Annotated in this window: 18 protein-coding genes; 5 read left to right on the top strand and 13 right to left on the bottom strand. The window is 40.7% G+C overall.

Annotation, left to right across the window (positions count from 1 at the left end):
* Nucleotides 1-147: 147 nt before the first annotated feature.
* Nucleotides 148-693 (top strand): ribosome biogenesis factor YjgA, encoded by a 546-nt coding sequence (gene yjgA, locus AAZR93_RS11510; protein ID WP_294106477.1) that lies wholly within the window; start codon nucleotides 148-150, stop codon nucleotides 691-693.
* A 48-nt stretch (nucleotides 694-741) separates the two neighbouring features.
* On the opposite strand, the gene AAZR93_RS11505 is transcribed toward yjgA, so the two are convergent.
* From AAZR93_RS11505 to AAZR93_RS11455, 11 genes are all read right to left on the bottom strand, one after another.
* Nucleotides 742-1,335 carry an RBBP9/YdeN family alpha/beta hydrolase gene (locus AAZR93_RS11505; RefSeq protein WP_434719886.1) on the bottom strand — a complete coding sequence of 198 codons (594 nt, stop codon included), beginning with the start codon at nucleotides 1,333-1,335 and terminating at the stop codon, nucleotides 742-744.
* Between the two features lie 42 nt (nucleotides 1,336-1,377).
* The gene (locus AAZR93_RS11500) at nucleotides 1,378-1,683 is read right to left on the bottom strand and encodes a barstar family protein (RefSeq protein ID WP_336430209.1); all 306 of its coding nucleotides are present in this window, start codon (nucleotides 1,681-1,683) and stop codon (nucleotides 1,378-1,380) included.
* A gap of 13 nt (nucleotides 1,684-1,696) precedes the next feature.
* Nucleotides 1,697-2,179 carry a ribonuclease domain-containing protein gene (locus tag AAZR93_RS11495; RefSeq protein ID WP_294106470.1) on the bottom strand — a complete coding sequence of 161 codons (483 nt, stop codon included), beginning with the start codon at nucleotides 2,177-2,179 and terminating at the stop codon, nucleotides 1,697-1,699.
* Between the two features lie 360 nt (nucleotides 2,180-2,539).
* A complete protein-coding gene (gene tldD / locus AAZR93_RS11490) occupies nucleotides 2,540-3,985 on the bottom strand; it encodes a metalloprotease TldD (RefSeq protein WP_434719885.1) in 1,446 nt (481 codons plus the stop codon).
* A gap of 5 nt (nucleotides 3,986-3,990) precedes the next feature.
* On the bottom strand, nucleotides 3,991-4,851 hold the full coding sequence (nit1, locus tag AAZR93_RS11485; RefSeq protein WP_294106467.1) for a deaminated glutathione amidase: 861 nt from the start codon (nucleotides 4,849-4,851) through the stop codon (nucleotides 3,991-3,993).
* Complete coding sequence (gene yhdP / locus AAZR93_RS11480; RefSeq protein ID WP_434719884.1) at nucleotides 4,851-8,642, bottom strand: AsmA2 domain-containing protein YhdP; 3,792 nt, start codon at nucleotides 8,640-8,642, stop codon at nucleotides 4,851-4,853. Before yhdP ends, nit1 begins: the two co-directional genes overlap by 1 nt.
* Before the next feature lie 24 nt (nucleotides 8,643-8,666).
* Nucleotides 8,667-10,136: a ribonuclease G gene (gene rng, locus AAZR93_RS11475; RefSeq protein ID WP_294106462.1), complete on the bottom strand. Its 1,470-nt coding sequence runs from the start codon at nucleotides 10,134-10,136 to the stop codon at nucleotides 8,667-8,669.
* Between the two features lie 21 nt (nucleotides 10,137-10,157).
* Entirely contained in the window at nucleotides 10,158-10,721 is a 564-nt protein-coding gene (locus AAZR93_RS11470) for a Maf family protein (protein WP_294106460.1), read from the bottom strand.
* 36 nt (nucleotides 10,722-10,757) lie between these two features.
* Complete coding sequence (gene mreD / locus AAZR93_RS11465; RefSeq protein WP_294106459.1) at nucleotides 10,758-11,246, bottom strand: rod shape-determining protein MreD; 489 nt, start codon at nucleotides 11,244-11,246, stop codon at nucleotides 10,758-10,760.
* 41 nt (nucleotides 11,247-11,287) lie between these two features.
* Complete coding sequence (gene mreC, locus AAZR93_RS11460) at nucleotides 11,288-12,250, bottom strand: rod shape-determining protein MreC (RefSeq protein WP_434719883.1); 963 nt, start codon at nucleotides 12,248-12,250, stop codon at nucleotides 11,288-11,290.
* Nucleotides 12,251-12,337: 87 nt separating this feature from the next.
* Nucleotides 12,338-13,381: a rod shape-determining protein gene (locus AAZR93_RS11455; RefSeq protein ID WP_294106454.1), complete on the bottom strand. Its 1,044-nt coding sequence runs from the start codon at nucleotides 13,379-13,381 to the stop codon at nucleotides 12,338-12,340.
* Nucleotides 13,382-14,003: 622 nt separating this feature from the next.
* Between AAZR93_RS11455 and acuI the strand changes: the two genes are divergently transcribed.
* From acuI to accC, 4 genes are all read left to right on the top strand, one after another.
* Nucleotides 14,004-14,987, top strand: a complete 984-nt coding sequence (acuI, locus tag AAZR93_RS11450; protein WP_434719882.1) for an acrylyl-CoA reductase (NADPH) — start codon at nucleotides 14,004-14,006, stop codon at nucleotides 14,985-14,987.
* 248 nt (nucleotides 14,988-15,235) lie between these two features.
* Nucleotides 15,236-15,700, top strand: coding sequence for a type II 3-dehydroquinate dehydratase (gene aroQ, locus AAZR93_RS11445; RefSeq protein ID WP_294106953.1), 465 nt, complete (start codon nucleotides 15,236-15,238; stop codon nucleotides 15,698-15,700).
* An 18-nt stretch (nucleotides 15,701-15,718) separates the two neighbouring features.
* Complete coding sequence (gene accB / locus AAZR93_RS11440; protein ID WP_294106450.1) at nucleotides 15,719-16,186, top strand: acetyl-CoA carboxylase biotin carboxyl carrier protein; 468 nt, start codon at nucleotides 15,719-15,721, stop codon at nucleotides 16,184-16,186.
* 12 nt (nucleotides 16,187-16,198) lie between these two features.
* Nucleotides 16,199-17,545: an acetyl-CoA carboxylase biotin carboxylase subunit gene (gene accC, locus AAZR93_RS11435; protein ID WP_434719881.1), complete on the top strand. Its 1,347-nt coding sequence runs from the start codon at nucleotides 16,199-16,201 to the stop codon at nucleotides 17,543-17,545.
* A gap of 125 nt (nucleotides 17,546-17,670) precedes the next feature.
* On the opposite strand, the gene AAZR93_RS11430 is transcribed toward accC, so the two are convergent.
* Both AAZR93_RS11430 and AAZR93_RS11425 read right to left on the bottom strand, forming a co-directional pair.
* Nucleotides 17,671-18,921 carry an anaerobic sulfatase maturase gene (locus tag AAZR93_RS11430; RefSeq protein ID WP_434719880.1) on the bottom strand — a complete coding sequence of 417 codons (1,251 nt, stop codon included), beginning with the start codon at nucleotides 18,919-18,921 and terminating at the stop codon, nucleotides 17,671-17,673.
* Nucleotides 18,922-18,956: 35 nt separating this feature from the next.
* The gene (locus AAZR93_RS11425; RefSeq protein ID WP_294106444.1) at nucleotides 18,957-19,673 is read right to left on the bottom strand and encodes a GntR family transcriptional regulator; all 717 of its coding nucleotides are present in this window, start codon (nucleotides 19,671-19,673) and stop codon (nucleotides 18,957-18,959) included.
* Nucleotides 19,674-19,714 lie beyond the last annotated feature (41 nt).

Raw genomic sequence — 19,714 nt, 5'->3', positions numbered from 1 at the left:
TAAGTTATCCCCCACGGCCTACACTCATGTAATTTGAACTATCATGAATATAAGAATGTTAACATTCGTGACTCAGTAGGTCATGTAAATTACACGCAATCGCTCATGTAAATTACATGACCACGTTTTGTAAAAAGGAAAATCAATATGGCCACACAGCCTGAAGACTGGCTGGATGATATCCCAGCGCCGCAAGAAGAAGAGGATGATGAAATTATTTGGGTCAGCAAAAGCGAAATTAAACGCGATGCTGAGATCCTCAAAAAACTGGGAGCCGAGCTTGTTGATTTAAGCAAAAACGAGCTTGAGCGTATTCCATTAGATACCCAATTACTTGATTCAATTGAAATAGCTCAAAGGATCACCCGTGAAGGTCGTCGCCGTCAATTACAGTTTATTGGTAAATTACTGCGCTCTCGTGATGTAGATCCAATTACTGAAGCACTTGATAAACTTAAGAATCGCCATAATCAGCAAGCTGTTTATCTTCATAAACTAGAAGATTTACGTATGCGTTTAATCGAAAATGGCGATAACGTGATAGAAGAAGTCGTCGCATTGTTCCCGCATACGGATAGGCAGCAACTTAGGGTGCTAGTACGTAATGCAAAAAAAGAGCGTGAAGGTAATAAGCCCCCTAAAGCTTTCCGTCAAATATTCCAATATTTGAAAGAGCTATCTGAAAGCGCTTAATTGATTTTCCCCTATGCCAAAATATTGACGTAGGGGAGTTTCTTGATATTAAAATCGATTTTTTATCACCGAGAGAATCGTAGGAAACTCAACATACCCTTCTCTATCTAAAAAATGACCAGCCTGCTCTTCCATAATGATATGAGTTTGTAGCGACTCTGCGAGTACTTTCGATGATTGCGGAGAAACAATCTCATCATTAGTTGAAATGATTGAGACTCGCTCATCTGCAATGCCAATTAATGCGGCATAATTTAATTTGTTAGGTGTATGAGATTTTAACTCTGGCAATGTTTCCAGCTCACTATCAAAGCCTGAAACTAAGATATAGCCACCGACTTTTTTACCTTGTACGGCTAACTGCTCTAAAAATCGCAATACTGTTACACAACCAAGACTGTGCCCAATCAATATCGTATTTTTATCAACATCAATAGGTAAATCAATCAAGTGCTGCTGCCATTTTTGGGGATCAGGCGATAATGGTTCTGGCATTTCAGGCACATTCACGACTGCCCCCAATGACTCTAATTCAGCTTTAAGCCAAGGGAACCAGTTTTTAGCGGGGGATGCGGTATAGCCATGCACAATAACAAATTTTTTATTGTTAAATTGCCCAATGTTAGATGTGATACTGCCCATAGAAAGGTTCCGTTCAAAATAAATGAATTACATATAACTGTATCATAGGTCTTGAGCGGATTTATTAGAGTTTTTTGTTATATCTAAGGCAAAAATAAATTCATTTTCCCACATATCTTGTGCGTCATTCATCACGTCAATAATATTCGAGAATTCAATTCGCTGTATTGAAGTCATATGCGCAAAAACGATGGTGACGGGCAATTCAATACCCGCAGAAACCATATCCCACAAAGCATCAAGATTGTGTCCGAACCAAGCTGGCAGCGAAAACTGTTGTTGAAATTGAGCATAAAAATCTTCAATACTTTTAATCTCATTAAAATCAAAAACAACTTTATGGTTCATTGCTGATGACCTTCTAGTTCACTTGCTGGAAGCTTTTGTAATGATCTAATGTGACAAAAATCATCCCATCAGAGGAATACATCAGGCGATCTGCACCTCGATGACCACAACGGTAGTTAATATCCGCCTCAAACCATTGACGATTAGGTGAAATCGGCAAACGCTTTTCACGATTTAAAAATTTATCACCACCAATCGCTTTACCCGGTAACACCTCGCAAAGATTGCCTTTTTTAGCATCCCAACCCGCTAATCTTGCATCTTTTTTCGTCACATAAAAATCAGGCAATTTTTGATGTTTCTGCACATAGCTAACCACATTACGTTGCTGTGTTAGCGCATCAATTTCTTGTGCATTTTCATTACGTATCGACTGCTCAGGCGGAGAAATAGGCCTTTCGACCTGTTCTTTGTCATGAAGATCGTCACCTTTAAAATAAAGGCTAATAGCAATTAAAATAGCCATGAGGATCATGGAAATAATTCGTTTATTCATCTATCCCCTTCATTCTTCAATTTGTAGCTGTGTTAGCTACGCTCACTCACCCTAGTCACCTACTTTTGTAGGCTCCTAGGGGCTCTTTCACTTGCTGGCCTTGCTACAATTTGAATTATTTTGGGGATAATATCGATGCCTTCATTCTTCAATTTGTAGCCGTGTTAGCTACGCTCACTCACCCTAGTCACCTACTTTTGTAGGCTCCTAGGGGCTCTTTCACTTGCTGGCCTTGCTACAATTTGAGTTATTTTGGGGATAATATCGATGCCTTCATTCTTCAATTTGTAGCTGTGTTAGCTACACTCACTCACCCTAGTCACCTACTTTTGTAGGCTTCTAGGGATATTGTATGGAGAGCTATGCCGTACCACCCACTGTCAATTTGTCGAGTTTCAAGGTTGGTTGACCAACACCAACAGGTACACTTTGACCTTCTTTACCGCAAACACCAACGCCTTGGTCTAAAGCTAAATCATTACCGACCATGGAAATTTGCTGCATTGCTTCAACCCCAGAACCAATCAAGGTTGCACCTTTTACTGGTGAGGTGATTTTTCCGTTTTCAATCAAATACGCTTCAGATGTTGAGAACACAAATTTACCTGACGTAATATCGACCTGACCACCACCAAAGTTTGGTGCATAAATCCCTTTTTCGACACTGGCAATTATTTCTTCCGGTGTTGAAGAACCCGCCAACATATAGGTATTTGTCATACGAGGCATCGGTAAATGGGCATAAGACTCACGACGTGCATTACCTGTTGGTGCAACACCCATTAATCGTGCATTCAGTTTATCCTGAATATAATTACGCAAAATACCATTTTCTATTAGGACGTTATATTGGCCAGGTACACCTTCATCGTCGACCGCCAATGAACCACGACGCCCCACAATAGTACCGTCATCTACAACAGTACAAAGTGATGATGCAACCTGCTCGCCCATTTGGCCAGAGAACACCGACGTACCGCGACGATTAAAATCACCTTCAAGTCCGTGCCCTACTGCTTCATGTAACAATACACCTGGCCAACCCGCACCTAAAACGACAGGCATCATACCGGCAGGTGCTGCAATAGCCGATAAATTAACTAATGCCATACGCACGGCTTCACGTGCATATTGCTCAGCAATAATTTGACCTTGATGAGTTTCTAAAAAGTATTCATATCCATAACGACCACCGCCGCCACTCGCACCACGTTCACGCTTACCATCATGCTCAACTAATACACTGACCGATAAACGAACTAATGGGCGAATATCAGCAGCTAAAGTACCATCAATGGCTGCGACCAATATTTGCTCATACACACCGGTTAAACTGGCATTAACTTCAATGACTCGAGGATCTTCTGCTCTTGCGATTTGATCAACACGGTGCAGCAAGTCAATTTTCTGCTCACGAGATAAACTATTTAACGGGTCAGCTTGTGAATATAATTGTTTATATTCAACATTCGTGAGAACTTTCGATTTACCCGAACCGAGCTCACTAACAATACTGCGCGCTGCTGTTGCACTCTGTGTTAGTGCGAGCAGTGAAATTTGATCGGCATAAGCAAAACCGGTTTTTTCGCCGCTAACCGCTCTCACACCTACACCTTGGTCAATGTTATAAGAACCATCTTTGATGATCCTATCTTCAAGCACCCACGACTCATGGAAACTTGACTGAAAAAATAAATCAGCGTAATCAAGATGGCGCTCAGATAGCAGGCCTAAAATGTCATATAGATTTTCTTGCCCAAGACGATTGGCGGTCAGCAAATGGTCGCTGACAGAAGCTAAACTCATATTTATTACTCTTTAGTTGTCGTGTCTTTTTTAATTAATGATGTCAGTTGCGGTCTAAAGCGGTTATGTTTCACCACTTTTATTTGCTCACGCATGACACTCAAACTGTCGGTTTTAATATTCAATACGATGGACGCAACCGCATCCACATTCTTTTTAATCACTTTGCCCCAACCATCAACAGCCATGGTGTGCCCCCAAGTACGGCGAGTACCGCCATGTACTCCAACTTGGGCAGGCGCTAAAACATAGCATTGGTTTTCAATCGCTCTGGCACGTAATAAAGGTTCCCAATGGGCTTGCCCTGTATAGCGTGTAAATGCAGCAGGTACAGAAATAATTTCAGCGCCTTGTTCACGTAATGCTTGAAATAAGCCGGGGAAACGTAAATCATAACAAATTGTCATACCTAAGCGCCCAACAGGGGTATCAACAACCGTGATGTGTTCACCACGTTGATAAATGACCGATTCGTTATAGGTACCTTGTTCATCTTCAAGATTCACATCAAACATATGAATTTTATCATAACGCGCTTTGATGTTACCTTCTGAATCAAATAATAGGCTAGTGCTCGTAATGCGCTCAGGATCTTCACGGCTAATCATTGGCATCGAACCTATTAAAATCCATAGGTTATAACGTTTCGCCATCGCGCTGATCGCATCTTGTAATGGGCCTTTACCTTCCACTTCTGCCTTTTTACGGTAAGTGGCTGCATCTGCAAATAACAGTGCATTTTCAGGCGTTAATACCAATTCAACCGATTCTGGCAGCTGTTTGATCTGTTGTTCTATCTGCGCCAAATTGTGTTTAGTATTATTTCCGCTACATAACTGCAAAAGTGCAACGTTGCCATTTTTCATTACTCTTGAGTCTCCTTTAGTTGACGTAATACTTCATCAATTTTTGGCTCGTCCATACTACCGGTAACACGGTACCGAATAACGGAGATTTTACTCCATAGCGGCCCGAGCACTTTAGACGCCGCAAATACGGCTGCTCCTGCAAATGGATTAATCACAAATGCAGTTGCTACACCTACTGTAGCAGAAATTTCAGGTGTAATGACCGCCTCTAAATTAATTTGACGTTTAACTAAATCAATTTCACCGTTTAATGCAATATCTGCCACTAATCCATCAAGGTATAAATTTTTTGATGAGAGAATACCATTATGAATAGAAGCATTCCCTTTAATCGAATCAAAATCAAAATCATCACTGAAAGTATCGCGAAAATCTAATCGAAGTTTACGCAATAAAGCATCAAAACTGACTAAGCGTAAAATTTGCCCCGCACGACCGCCGCCCATTTGCGCAATAGCGCCTTTACCCAGATTAGCGGATAACTTACCATTTAAAGTCGCTAAATCAGGTGACCAAGGCACATTTTTCCAATTCAAATCAAACTCAATAGTATAAGGCGATTCAATAATCGGCACTAAAATACCGAGATAAGCTGCGGTTTCATCAAATGCCTCTCCCGTTAAAGAGCCTGCTATTTCAGTTTCATTAACTTTGCCACCACGCCATAAAGCATCTAGTTTTAGCTGCGCAGCACTATTGTTAAGTGTCCCACCCGTTAACTTCAATACATCCCCTTGAGGTTGCAAATTGGCTTTAATTTCACCCAATTTTTGCCCGCCAACCCAGCAATCTCGACAATGAATATTAATCGCAGGCCAACGGCTGAAATTAAATTCTGAAGGTTGTGTTGGGTCATTCTGCGAATCAGAAAAAGAAGAGGGGTTGTAATACAGATAATCAACCGTTAAAACCCAAGGCAGATGCGCAAAAATTTGCAGCTGTCCTTTTAGATTTTCACTTTCGACACTCACCAGTTGCTCACTGGTCCACAAGTTGTATGAAAAACTGACATCTTTCCATGTCTGGCCAGCTAAATAAAGGGATGGAGCCTTCACTTGTACAATTTCAGGTAACCCAACTTTAGCGACACCATCACCCACATTAGAAGACAAAAATGAGCTACCCAGCTTTTCCCAATTCACATCTGTTATTGCAGGTAAATCGACTAAAATAATCGCTGTTTTAGGTAAATCAAGGGTCTTGCCATTCCACTTAGCGATATGCGCTTTTTGCAGTTTTAACAGGTCGCTATTTAGCAGCCATTCAGTATTAAAACCAAGACGTTGGCCAATATCCCCGCTCACAACGAGCTGTTCCGTTGTTCCCTTAGCCTGTACATTTATTTGGCCAAGCTGCTGTAAAAGTGCACTATCAAGTGCGGGTAGTTGGCTTTTTAACTGTTTCAGTCCTGCGGTAATCTCAATGTCTAATGCCGGTTTTGCTTTTATTGAATCTGGTAAAGTTATCTTAATATGACTTTTCCAATCACTGGTTCCAGAAACTTTCTGTTTAATCTCATTCGGGATCATCGCCAATTTATTCAAAGCCCAATTACCCGTTAAATTAACATCAACTTGATAATCTTTGCTTCCCGCCAATGTTGAAAAATCAACAGAAATTGGCTGACCAAACCATTGCGCTTGAATTTGATCGCTCGTCAAATCGCCATTATTAAATCGAAAACTTCCCGTTAATGCCGATAGTTTGCTATCAATAGGTTGGATGTATAAATCATTTTTATTGAGATTGACCTGCCCTTTCGCGACAACATCTTTGCCCTCCGAAAGTGGAATAGACAACTCGAGATTGCCATTGACCACACCACCGATTTGTAGCTCTTCTAGCGTATCTCCAATCGAATGCTTCATTGGCGTATGCGTGAAATACTGCTGAATTTGCGATCCCGTGCCACTGATACCCGCATCGATAAATAACATTTCATCATGATAATTACGAATAACGGCATCTAAATTTGTTGCTGTCGCATTGCCTAACTTAACGCTATCAGTATGCATCGCAAGACTTGCACGTTTAAAATCAAGGTCAAGGTCTAAATTTAATAGCGCAGGCCATTGATCATCATATTCAAAAGTTGCCTCTCTCAGTGGCACAAAGACCTGAAACTGACCATCGTTATTATCATAAGGGAAATGTGCTGGATCTCCTTTATATACCAACGTTGCGTTATCTACATGACCCGCAATAATGGCTTTTGTCAGATAATCAGCAACATCTTGCCCCATTAATTTTTGTGGAAAATAACGCCACGCATCACCTGCGTCCTCTAAGCGTATTCCAGCAAGAATAGCGAGATCGGCATAAGGATCTTTTTTCGCTTGCGCATAGGTAAATTCACCATTTACCCACAAAGATTTAGCTTGGACATCCAGTGACTGGCTCCATAATTTAAATTCACTGTCGTTATTCAACCAATTTAACTGGCCTGTAGCACGGCTTATTTCAAAAGGAGCTTTAAATTCATCCTGATAATCAACATCACTATTGAGTAATGAAAAAGAAAGATTTCCGCCGTCCGTTCCGCCATTCAATACGCCACTAAAGTGATTAACAGAAGGTAATTGCTTCCATTTTTTCCAGCTAACATCCTGCCAATCCATACTTATTTGTGTATGCTCAACAGTGTCCTGCGTTACATCTAGGGAGAACTCAGTGACGACACCTGTTGGCTGACGGTGTTGCCAATCTTGTACCATGTCAGGGGTGACAAACGAAAATGTAGGCAACACTTCACTAAGGCGCTCAAGTTCAATATTTTTAGCGCGAATTCGCCAATGGTCCTTATTTTGATATTTTTTTGATGAAGGCAAATAAAGAACAGAAACACTACCTTGAGGCCAAATGTATTCATTGGTTTTTAACGTATCAAGCTCTGGAATATTAAATAACCATCCATTACCTTGACGCTTCATTCGGACTAATAAATCATTAACTTGCAAGTTTTGCGTTAACTCATCACTTCCCCAATTAGCTTCGCCCTGACGTAATTGAACAAGACCATTATCGATGCGGCTATTTTTAATCGTCACCCAAGAAGAAAGACTGAAATTAGCATCTCGCAAACTGGTATTTTCACGCAACCAACGGCTTAACCAAGGTTGCATATCAATATTATCGGCCTGTAAATAGAAAATACCGTCACTCAAAGTACCATTTTTATCAGATACATCGAGTTTGATTTGTAAGTAGCTACGCTGCTTATTAAGCGTTTCAAGGCTAACGAATCCTTGAGCACGATGACGTTCATTTTGATTGAGCCAAGAAAGCTCAGGTAAAATCAGCGTCATTTTTTGTTCAGAGGGGGTAAGAAAAGTGAATTGGCTATTTTTTAAGACGAAGTGATCAAATTGATGTAAAAACAGATCTTCAATGCCATCAAAGGATTGATCGTTAGTTGACCCATCTAAACTAAATGGCGTTTTATGATCAACATTGAGTTGATAAAATGTCAGATCGCGAAAACGCCAGCGCAGTGAAAACAGTGAATGCCAAATATCCAATTCAACTGTAATTTTACTGATGCTCGCATCTGTCGTTTCACTTTTAAGAGCAACATCCGACAAGGTAAATACAGGGCCAAAATATTGCCAAGCCCCATCAATATTACCGATTTGTAATGCAATATCTGCACGTTTTTCAATATAAGAAACAATATCTTGCCGATAGCTATTAATGTTTGGTAAGAAAAAGCGTAGCCCCGTCAACACTAACGCGCAAAGCAACAATACAACAGCTGTCGTTACTAATACAACGCGTGGCAGTCGTTTCACCGATTTCTCCTATGCACGAATGTGCTACATCATCACGACATCAAAACGTTCCTGACTATACAAAGGTTCAGTCTGAACTTTAACTTGTTTACCCACGAAAATCTCAACCTCAGCTAAAGCATGTGACTCATCACCTTTGAGTACATCAACAACTGATTGGGCAGCGTAAACTAAGAATCTATCGGCATCGATAGTACGGTGAACCCTAACTATCTCACGTAAAATTTCATAACACACGGTTTCAACCGATTTTACCGTTCCTCGGCCTTGGCAAGTCGGGCAATCGTCACACAGGACATGTTCAAGACTTTCTCTGGTACGTTTACGGGTCATTTCCACTAAACCAAGCTGCGAAAAATGACTGATCGTTGTTTTCACTTTATCTTTGCTTAAAGCTTGCTCTAATGAAGCTAAAACGCGTCGACGATGTTCAGCATCTGTCATATCGATAAAATCAATAATAATAATCCCACCTAAATTTCTCAGGCGCAATTGTCTCGCAATAGATTGAGTCGCTTCAATGTTAGTATTAAAAATGGTCTCTTCAAGATTACGATGACCAACAAAAGCCCCCGTATTGATATCAATGGTGGTCATTGCTTCTGTCTGATCGATAATCAGGTAACCACCTGATTTTAATTCAACTTTTCTTTCCATTGCCCGTTGAATTTCATTTTCAACATCAAAAAGGTCAAAAATAGGTTGATTGCCTTGGTAAAGCTCAAGCTTTGCCGTCATTTCAGGCACATACTCTTCAACAAACTCTTGGAGTTGAGTATAGGTCAAACGGGAGTCAACACGAATTCTATCGAGTGATGCCCCAGCAAAATCACGAATAATTCGATATGCGAGAGAAAGCTCGCCATAAATTTTTGTCCGCGTGACATTACGCTTTTTACGCTCAATGACTTTAGCCCATAAACGTTTTAAAAATGCAGCATCTTGCTTAACTTCTTCTTCACCGACACCTTCTGCCGCAGTACGAATGATAAACCCACCGTTTTCATCACAGTACTGAGCCACACAAGACTTTAAACGCTCCCGCTCAGTCTCACTATCAATACGCTGAGAAACGCCAACATGGGACGCCCCAGGCATAAAAACTAAATAACGAGAAGGTAATGTAATATCTGTAGTTAATCGCGCACCTTTAGTACCCAGAGGGTCTTTCACCACTTGTACAATCAGGTCTTGACCTTGTTTAACTAATTCCGCGATATCTCTGACATGAAAGTTTTTTCGCTCATCACCCGCAATACATTCAGTATGTGGCATGATGTCGGAAGCGTGCAAAAAAGCGGCTTTATCCAGACCAATATCAACAAAGGCCGCCTGCATACCCGGCAACACACGACTCACACGGCCTTTGTAAATATTCCCTACTAGTCCTCTTTTTGCTTCTCGCTCAACATGTATTTCTTGTAAAATTCCACCATCGATATAAGCAACGCGCGTTTCAGATGGTGTAATGTTTACTAATAGCTCTGCAGTCATAAGTTTCCCTTACCATCAACCTTACGCTAAAAATTGCTGTATTAATTCATCTGTTTCGACCAACGGTAAACCAACAACAGCATGGTAGCTACCATTAATGCGACGAATAAAACGCCCACCAATGCCTTGTATACCATAAGCGCCGGCTTTATCCATTGGTTCGCCTGATTGGATATAATCATGTATTTCTGACAAAGATAACTCGCGGAATGTCACATCTGTCACAATCAGTGAATTTAACGTCAAACGACTGTCCGATAATGCAATCGCCGTCATCACCTGATGTGTATGTCCGGATAATGTACGCAGTATTTCTTCGGCATGTGCGGCATCACGCGGCTTTTCTAATATTTCTCCGTTTAGGACAACAATTGTATCAGCACCTAAAACGGGTCTATCTTGTGGTGCAATCGCGACACCTGCCAACGATTTTTCTCTTGCTAAACGTTGTACATATTCTTGCGGTTGTTCTCCTTGCTGCCATTTTTCTTCCACTTCAGGACGTAAAATTTCAAAATGGTAGTCAAGTAATTGCACCAGTTCCCGTCTTCTCGGTGAACCTGATGCCAAATAAATCAGACTCATAAGCAATATTTCCAATGCTTGCCGACAGCTAAAGTCTTAACACACTGAGAACTGACGACGAATTTTTCGTAATAACAAAAATAACCATGGCCACAGAATACCATTCACTGGACTATTCCAGAATACTTGTGGATGGAATAATACCTGTGAAGATAGAAATTCAGCCCAAAAGACTGATAAATCTTGAATTACGGTAAGAAAGGCGATGACTAAGGCTTGCTGCCAAAGTGCCATATTTCTTAATAATTGATGCTTATACGAGACGAGGTAGCAAATAATGCTAAATGAAAGGCCATGAACCCCTAATGCCGAGCCTTGAATAGAATCGACAATCACACCTAAAACAAAGCTGGTTCCGACGCTAACACGATGAGGTAACGCCATCACCCAATAAATCAGGATTAATAATAGCCATGTGGGACGATAGAAAGCTAATTGTTCAGGCCAAGGCATCACTTGCAGGATCAATGCAATAAAAAAAGATAACCAAATAATGCCACGACCATTGCCACGGTATTCATCCATTTAGTTAATTCTCCTACCCATAACCATATTGTTTACCCTTATTATGGCTGTGGTTCCGGCGATGGTGGTAATGGTGGCCCTTGTATTTCGCTCGGATTAGGTAGCACTTGAGGAAGAACTTTCATCAAACGCTCATTTGCCGCACGATAAACTTCAGACGGTGGCATTGGAACCGCAGGTTCACTCCCATTACCCCATAATAATAATAAATAACGTAGTCGTTGAAGCTCTGCACTTGGCCTTGCACTGATTATTGTATAAGCCCGTTGAGTATCATGCTTTACCGCTGACACAACAGCAACAGGATAACCTTCAGGAAAACGACCACCAAGACCGGAAGTCACAAGCACATCGCCCACGCGAATATCCGTATTTTCAGGTAATGGCTCTAATAAAAGGTCATCTGCACATCCAGAACCCGCAGCAATCACACGAACATCATTGCGTAAAACTTGCACGGGTAACGCATGAGCCGTATCGCAAATCAATAAAACCCGGCTATTAAAATAGCTCACACCAACGACTTGGCCAACAACGCCTTTATCACTAATTACGGGCTGCCCTTCATACACACCTTCATTACTGCCTTTATCAATGACAACTTGGTCACGATAAGGTGTATTGGCACCTGAAATGACTTGGGTCACCATCATGTGCTCATCTTGACGAAGTGGCGAACCTAACAACTCTCTCAAACGGGAATTTTCTTGTTTTAATTGTTCGAGAAGCAGGTTATCCGCTTTTTTGAGTAATAGTTCCTGACTCAACGCTTTATTTTCAAATTGAAGTTGTGAACGTGAAGAAAAGCTCTCAGAAACATTATCAAGAAATTGGCGCGGTCCGTTCGCTAAAAAATAGAACGGGCTGACTGCCGTGTCTAAATAGTTACGGATTTTATTGAAAGGCTCAAAACGATGGTCAATCACCACCAGCACTAATGCAATTATGACTGCAAAAAAGATGCGTAACTGTAGGGATGAGCCTCGCCTAAAAATTGGCTTCATGAGTGGCAGAGTTTCGCTAATGTCAGAGAATCAAAAAAGTCAAAGCAGCGGCTGGAGCAATTTTCCCCAGCCGGCCTATGGCGTTATTTAGTCTTCGCTAAACAGGTCACCACCGTGCATATCAATCATCTCTAACGCTTTACCACCACCACGGGCGACACAAGTCAGAGGATCTTCTGCAACGATTACTGGGATGCCCGTCTCTTCCATTAATAAACGATCTAAGTTACGAAGCAGTGCACCACCACCTGTTAATACCATTCCGCGCTCTGAGATATCAGACGCTAATTCAGGTGGACACTGTTCTAGCGCTAGCATTACGGCACTAACAATACCAGTTAGTGGTTCTTGCAACGCTTCTAGAATTTCATTTGAATTCATTTTAAAGCCGCGTGGAACCCCTTCCGCTAGGTTACGGCCACGAACTTCAATTTCAAGAACTTCATCTGTCGGAAATGCAGAACCGATACCGTGTTTGATCCGCTCAGCCGTCGCTTCACCAATCAAAGAACCGTAGTTACGACGGACATAATTGATAATAGCCTCGTCAAAACGGTCACCACCAATACGTACTGAAGAAGAGTACACGACACCATTTAATGAAATAACAGCTACTTCAGTAGTACCACCACCGATATCCACAACCATTGAACCTGTTGCTTCTGAAACAGGTAAGCCTGCCCCAATAGCGGCAGCCATTGGCTCTTCAATTAAGAAGACTTCACGAGCACCTGCACTTAATGCAGATTCACGAATAGCTTTACGTTCAACTTGCGTCGCGCCGACAGGTACGCAGACCAGTACGCGAGGGCTTGGACGCAGAAAACTATTACTGTGCACTTGCTTGATGAAATGCTGTAACATTTTTTCTGTCAGATAAAAGTCAGCGATAACCCCATCTTTCATCGGTCTGATTGCTGAAATATTACCCGGTGTACGTCCCAGCATCTGTTTAGCTTCACCACCAACCGCAGCCACGCTTTTTGACGAGCCTGAGCGATCTTGACGAATAGCAACAACAGAGGGTTCATTTAATTTTACGCCTTGTCCTTTGACATAGATGAGGGTGTTGGCTGTACCCAAGTCAATCGACAAATCATTAGAAAACATGCCACGAAATTTTTTAAACATAACGAAAGGGTTATCCTGCAAGCTGGGGACGAATATAAACCCGTCTACTCTACCAACCACTCGAAGCAGCCTCAAGGCGTTAATGAGGTGTTTCTCTAAATATGGTTAATTCATCTGTGGGTTACACACTTTAACTGTACATGCTTCTTTTCCAAACGAAGCAGATAAAAACTTCAAAAATAGTTATTAATTCAAGCCATACTCATCATTGCGTAAAATTACGCATATTTTGAATTAAACAACCCTTTTTTAGCTGTTATATGCTCCATCCTTTTTCATTCAATCAATGTGACAAGTTATTCTATCTACAAGTTCAAATAATAATAAGATATTTTAATTATTGCTACGTACTGGCTCATTTTATAATGAAACAGCTGTACCCAACGATGGTTCGCTCTATATTATCAACTAGAAATAATCCATATTTATATCAGTATGCAAAATGAATTCGTCACAGTGCGATATTCTGCATGATAAATGCCTATTTATGCCAGAAAAAAAATGCATTTTTACAAATTAATTACATAAACTAGCGCCTAAATACCGTACTGATACCAATAAAAGCAATTTTGATATGATAAGTTAATCGAATACATAGTTAATCACTTATTAGGAGTGAACAATGAAAGCCCTCGTCCTCCAGCAACAAGCGGAAAAAATTGTCCCTGAAATTTTAGCATTATCGACAGATAAACTACCATCAGGTGACGTCATCGTTGATATTCACTGGTCAACACTTAACTACAAAGATGCCCTTGCTATCAATGGCAAAGCTGGCGTCGTCCGCAATTATCCAATGGTACCTGGTATCGATTTTTCTGGCGTCATCCATCACAGCGAAGATCCTCGATTTCACGTAGGTCAGCATGTCTTACTGACTGGATGGGGAGTTGGTGAAACACATTGGGGTGGCCTTGCAACCCAAGCAAGAGTCCCAGCCGATTATTTAACCCCTTTACCTGAAACACTTTCCTTGCGAAAAGCAATGATTATTGGTACCGCTGGTTTCACGGCAATGCTTTGCGTTAATGCATTAGAAGAGGCTGGTATTACACCCGATAAAGGCGAAATTGTCGTAAGTGGGGCAAGTGGTGGAGTCGGCAGCGTTGCTATTCAACTATTAACTGCACTTGGCTATGATGTGGTGGCGATTTCTGGTCGTGAAGAAAATAGCGATTACTTACGCAGTATCGGCGCTAAAAAAATCTTACCTCGCAGCGACTATACTCATCCGGCAAAACCTTTAGGAAAACAGCTTTGGGCGGGTGCCATTGATACAGTTGGTGGCGATCTTCTTGCCAATTTACTGGCACAAATTAGCTATAATGGCGCCGTTTCAGCCTGCGGTTTAGCAGGTGGATTTACCTTACCCACCACAGTGATGCCATTTATTTTACGTAATGTGCGCTTACAAGGTGTCGATTCAGTGTATTACCCAGCGGCGAAGCGTTCAAAAGTATGGGAGCGCTTGGCACAGCTACTGCCTGAATCATTCTACGAACAAATCAGTTCTGAAATTACATTAGAACAATCAGTAGAATATGCAAAAAAACTCTTAAATAATCAGGTAACAGGGCGTACCCTTGTTAATCTTCGCGCTGAATAACGCGATTTGTGCGGTTCCATATTTATTTTGCATCATTAAGTAAAAGTATGGATTACCGCACAATTTATAAAATAATTTCGGGTAATTTCTCTGATAAGACCAGTATTTTGCTGCTATATGCTACGAAATAATTATAATGCGTTCTTTGTCAGCCAAAAATCTATTTATTTTCATGATAAGAGATGACAAACCGCCTACATCAGGTTATGTTGTCGGACTATTGGCGTATCGTCGGAGTTAGCAGCACAATGACAGAAGATATTCACATTTTGCTTCTTAATGGACCAAACCTAAACCTGCTAGGAACGAGAGAACCTGATAAGTACGGTACTCAAACGCTTACAGGTATTGTGTCCAAGCTAACACTAGAAGCTGAAAAGTTAGGTGTAAAATTAAGTCATTTTCAATCAAATGCAGAACATGAACTGATTGATACAATTCATGCTGCACGAGGTAATACTGATTTTATTCTAATTAATCCAGCGGCATTCACGCATACTAGCGTTGCCTTACGTGATGCATTACTGGCAGTGGCACTCCCGTTTATCGAGATCCACCTATCTAATGTGCATGCAAGAGAACCATTTCGCCAACATTCTTATTTATCCGACCAAGCTGTCGGTGTAATTTGTGGTCTTGGTGCTGATGGTTACAGTTTTGCTTTACAGGCAGCGGTTAACCGTCTGCATCTAATTAATTCAATTAAAATATAAGAGTACGGAATCATATCCATGGATATTCGTAAAATTAAAAAGCTGATCGAACTAGTCGAAGAGTCTGGCATTTCTGAACTGGAAATTTCTGAAGGTGAAGAGTCAGTACGTATCAGCCGCTTAGCACCAGCGTCTCAAATGATGCCGGCACCTCAACAATTTTATTCCGCTCCTGCTGCGCCACAACCTGCACTTGCTAACGCAGTTGCTGTTGTTCAAGAAGCCGCTTCAGTAGCACCTGCTGTTGTTTCTGGTCACCAAGTTCGTTCCCCAATGGTTGGAACCTTCTACCGCGCACCAAGCCCAGAAGCAAAATCTTTTGTTGAAGTTGGTCAAACAGTTAGCGTAGGTGATCCTCTTTGTATCGTTGAAGCGATGAAGATGATGAACCAAATTGAAGCAGATAAAGCCGGCGTTGTTAAAGCCATTCTGTTGCAAAACGGTGATGCAGTAGAATTTGACGAGCCATTGGTTGTTATCGAATAACGAGGCGTTTCCATGCTGGAAAAAATTGTTATCGCTAACCGTGGAGAGATTGCACTGCGCATTCTACGTGCCTGTAAAGAACTCGGCATTAAGACTGTCGCTGTTCACTCCACGGCAGATAGAGATCTAAAACACGTATTGCTGGCGGATGAGACTATTTGTATTGGTCCTGCCGCATCAGCAAAAAGCTACCTAAATATCCCTGCAATTATTTCTGCGGCGGAGATTTCAGGTGCTCAAGCAATTCACCCAGGATATGGTTTCCTGTCTGAAAATGCTGATTTTGCAGAACAAGTTGAACAATCAGGATTTATTTTTATCGGTCCAAAAGCTGAAACCATCCGCCTAATGGGTGATAAAGTTTCAGCAATTAAAGCGATGAAAATTGCCGGCGTCCCTTGTGTTCCAGGCTCTGATGGCCCACTAGGTAATGATGCTGAAAAAAATAAAGCTATTGGCAAACGCATTGGTTACCCAGTAATCATTAAAGCGTCTGGCGGTGGCGGTGGTCGCGGTATGCGTGTTGTTCGTAATGAAAAAGATTTGGAATCATCAATAAATCTGACTCGTGCAGAAGCAAAAGCCGCATTCAATAATGACATGGTTTACATGGAGAAATACCTTGAAAATCCACGTCATATTGAAATCCAAGTGATGGCTGATGGTCAAGGACATGCTATTTATTTAGCAGAACGTGACTGTTCAATGCAACGTCGTCACCAAAAAGTCGTTGAAGAAGCACCAGCACCGGGCATTACTCCTGAAATTCGCCGTAATATCGGTGAGCGCTGTGCTAACGCTTGTATCGAAATCGGTTATCGTGGTGCAGGTACGTTTGAATTCCTGTTCGAAAACGGTGAATTTTATTTCATTGAAATGAATACCCGTATTCAAGTTGAACATCCAGTGACAGAAATGATCACCGGTATTGACTTGATTAAAGAACAGTTGCGTATTGCTTCAGGTATGCCTTTATCTGTGAAGCAGGAAGAAATTGTTGTGCACGGTCATGCTGTTGAGTGTCGTATCAACGCAGAAGACCCGCATACCTTCCTGCCTAGTCCAGGTACAATCACACGTTTCCACTCTCCAGGTGGTTTTGGTGTGCGTTGGGAGTCACATATTTACGCAGGCTACACCGTACCTCCGTATTATGACTCAATGATTGGTAAACTTATTACTTTCGGTGAGACCCGTGAAATTGCCATTTCTCGAATGAAAAATGCGCTAAATGAACTGATCATCGATGGCATTAAGACCAATATTGAACTGCACCAAATGATCATGAATGATGAGAATTTCCAAAAAGGTGGTACTAACATCCACTATTTGGAGAAAAAGCTGGGTATTCAGGATTAATTTACTGAATCTCTGATATTTTAGTCATCGTCAATCGATACCGGAAAGTTCTACTTTCCGGTATTTTTTTATCTCTTATTAAGAAGTTATGACTAGCTGTCTTTTATCAGATTCGACAGAGAAAACTAATTTACCTGTCTGATAGGAATATTATTAGTGACTACATGGGATTGATGAAATAAATGCAAATTGTCCATTATGGATGCAGGTGATCGATAATATTTCAGTTCATTCGCCATAAATCGCATATAAGGGTCAATATGAGAGAAAATAGCCTTATATCCCTCACATAAATGATTATGCCATTTATTTTCTACTTTTAATGTTCGATGTTTCGGACAACCACCATGACAAGCAAATTTAAATTCACACTGCTGACATGCGGTAGAAAGATTTAATTTTTGCTGCCCAAAACGCTGCTGCTGTTTACTATAAACTAATTTATTAAGTGGCTTAGTTAATAAATTACCTAATTTAAATTCAGGATAAACAAAATGGTCGCAACTATAAATATCCCCATTTTGTTCTGCAACTAATCCATAACCACAGGAAGGCTGCATCACACAAAAACTAGGCATATCCCCAGACCACGCGGCAAGTGAATTATCAAATAACTGCACAAAAACTTTACCGACATCTTTTTTAACCCATAGATCAAACACTTTTTTAATAAAGTCACCGTACTGCTTGCCGGTAATTGACCATGGCGTTAATTGTTTACTTCCCGCTTCTTGTGGGTAGCTTAAGTGTTGTACTGGCATGTTTTGCATTTCATGCTCAACAACTGGGATAAATTGAACATGATTAACATTTAAAACTTCAGTAATAAACCGATAAATTTCTTCCGGGTATTTTGCTGTTTCATTATTAATAACCGTTAAAATATTAAAATCAATTTGATGCTCTTTTAATAAATTAATCGCATTAATAACTTTATTAAATACTGAATTACCAGAATTTGATTTACGATAAATATCATGAAGCCAATCGGGGCCATCGAGTGAAATCCCCACTAAAAATTGGTGTTCTTTTAAAAACGCAGCCCATTCAGAATTCAATAAAACCCCATTAGTTTGCAGGCTATTATAAATCTGTTTACCATTGCTATAACGTTTTTGATAATGAATAACTCGCTTAAAGAAGTCCAACCCCGCCATGGTTGGCTCTCCCCCTTGCCAAGTAAAATCAATTTCATTCGCTGGGGATAATGCAATATATTGACGTATATATTCACGTAATACATTATCGTCCATGCATTTTAGTTTTTGATTCCCGAATCCCTGTTGATGCTCTTTTTCAAGATAAAAGCAGTAATCACATTTTAAATTACATTGATAGCTAGTTGGCTTTGCCATAATGTGAAACGCTTTTTTCATAATGACCTTCTTAAGTGATGAAATATAGCTGAATGCTAGCTTCCATTTACTTTATATTCATAATAATCACTAAGATAACTACCTTCCATATACAAAATAGCTTCATTAGCTTTGTTATAATCGATGCGGCGACGCGAAAATACTGGAGTTTTTTCATCGATATTAAGCAACTTCATTTCCTGTTTTGTCGGAATAACTGCAGATAATTTCTCAGTATAATGATTTGAGTTCAGCCCTTGAGACTCTAAGAATAAATAAATGGATTCTTCTAAGTCATGTTCAGTGACGCTTTCAATACAAGGTGAAAAGTAGAAGCAATTGTACTGAATATTTAATTTACCTTTGGCAATAATTCGTTCAACACGGATCAGCTCTGTACCTTGAGCTAAATTCATTATTTCGCAAATTTCAGCATTTGGTGCTATTTTGATTATCGAAATAATTTTACGTTTAACTCGAAGTGTTGGCGCACCCAAAATTTGAGTATGAATAGTCGCATAAGCCTTTTTCGAATTACGAATAACTAACGTACCTACCCCACGAGAACGTTTGACATAACCCTCTTTTTCTAGCTCAGAAAGGGCTCTTCGCGCCGTGATCCGACTAATACCAAACATTTCCTGAAATTCAGCCTCTGTTGGAAAGGTATCATTTTTACGATATTCACCCTTGTTCAGTTTATCGACTAAAATATCATAAACTTGTGCATATAAAGGTTTCGAATGCGCACTGTGATCCAATTGTTTTTTCATATAACCATAATCGCTATTACCCAGTTTAAGCCAACCGGGTA

The sequence above is a fragment of the Providencia sp. Je.9.19 genome, from assembly GCF_051129765.1.
Classification (GTDB): Bacteria; Pseudomonadota; Gammaproteobacteria; order Enterobacterales; family Enterobacteriaceae; genus Providencia.
The sequence above is the reverse complement of the archived record's forward strand: the minus strand, read 5'-3'. Positions and strand labels throughout refer to the sequence as shown.

Bases quoted from the DNA above. Each gene is read 5' to 3' on its own strand.
- yjgA (WP_294106477.1), top strand. From the start codon at position 148: ATGGCCACACAGCCTGAAGACTGGCTGGATGATATCCCAGCGCCGCAA.
- AAZR93_RS11505 (WP_434719886.1), bottom strand. From the start codon at position 1,335: ATGGGCAGTATCACATCTAACATTGGGCAATTTAACAATAAAAAATTT.
- AAZR93_RS11500 (WP_336430209.1), bottom strand. From the start codon at position 1,683: ATGAACCATAAAGTTGTTTTTGATTTTAATGAGATTAAAAGTATTGAA.
- AAZR93_RS11495 (WP_294106470.1), bottom strand. From the start codon at position 2,179: ATGAATAAACGAATTATTTCCATGATCCTCATGGCTATTTTAATTGCT.
- tldD (WP_434719885.1), bottom strand. From the start codon at position 3,985: ATGAGTTTAGCTTCTGTCAGCGACCATTTGCTGACCGCCAATCGTCTT.
- nit1 (WP_294106467.1), bottom strand. From the start codon at position 4,851: ATGAAAAATGGCAACGTTGCACTTTTGCAGTTATGTAGCGGAAATAAT.
- rng (WP_294106462.1), bottom strand. From the start codon at position 10,136: ATGACTGCAGAGCTATTAGTAAACATTACACCATCTGAAACGCGCGTT.
- AAZR93_RS11470 (WP_294106460.1), bottom strand. From the start codon at position 10,721: ATGAGTCTGATTTATTTGGCATCAGGTTCACCGAGAAGACGGGAACTG.
- mreD (WP_294106459.1), bottom strand. From the start codon at position 11,246: ATGGATGAATACCGTGGCAATGGTCGTGGCATTATTTGGTTATCTTTT.
- mreC (WP_434719883.1), bottom strand. From the start codon at position 12,250: ATGAAGCCAATTTTTAGGCGAGGCTCATCCCTACAGTTACGCATCTTT.
- AAZR93_RS11455 (WP_294106454.1), bottom strand. From the start codon at position 13,381: ATGTTTAAAAAATTTCGTGGCATGTTTTCTAATGATTTGTCGATTGAC.
- acuI (WP_434719882.1), top strand. From the start codon at position 14,004: ATGAAAGCCCTCGTCCTCCAGCAACAAGCGGAAAAAATTGTCCCTGAA.
- aroQ (WP_294106953.1), top strand. From the start codon at position 15,236: ATGACAGAAGATATTCACATTTTGCTTCTTAATGGACCAAACCTAAAC.
- accB (WP_294106450.1), top strand. From the start codon at position 15,719: ATGGATATTCGTAAAATTAAAAAGCTGATCGAACTAGTCGAAGAGTCT.
- accC (WP_434719881.1), top strand. From the start codon at position 16,199: ATGCTGGAAAAAATTGTTATCGCTAACCGTGGAGAGATTGCACTGCGC.
- AAZR93_RS11430 (WP_434719880.1), bottom strand. From the start codon at position 18,921: ATGAAAAAAGCGTTTCACATTATGGCAAAGCCAACTAGCTATCAATGT.
- AAZR93_RS11425 (WP_294106444.1), bottom strand. From the start codon at position 19,673: ATGAAAAAACAATTGGATCACAGTGCGCATTCGAAACCTTTATATGCA.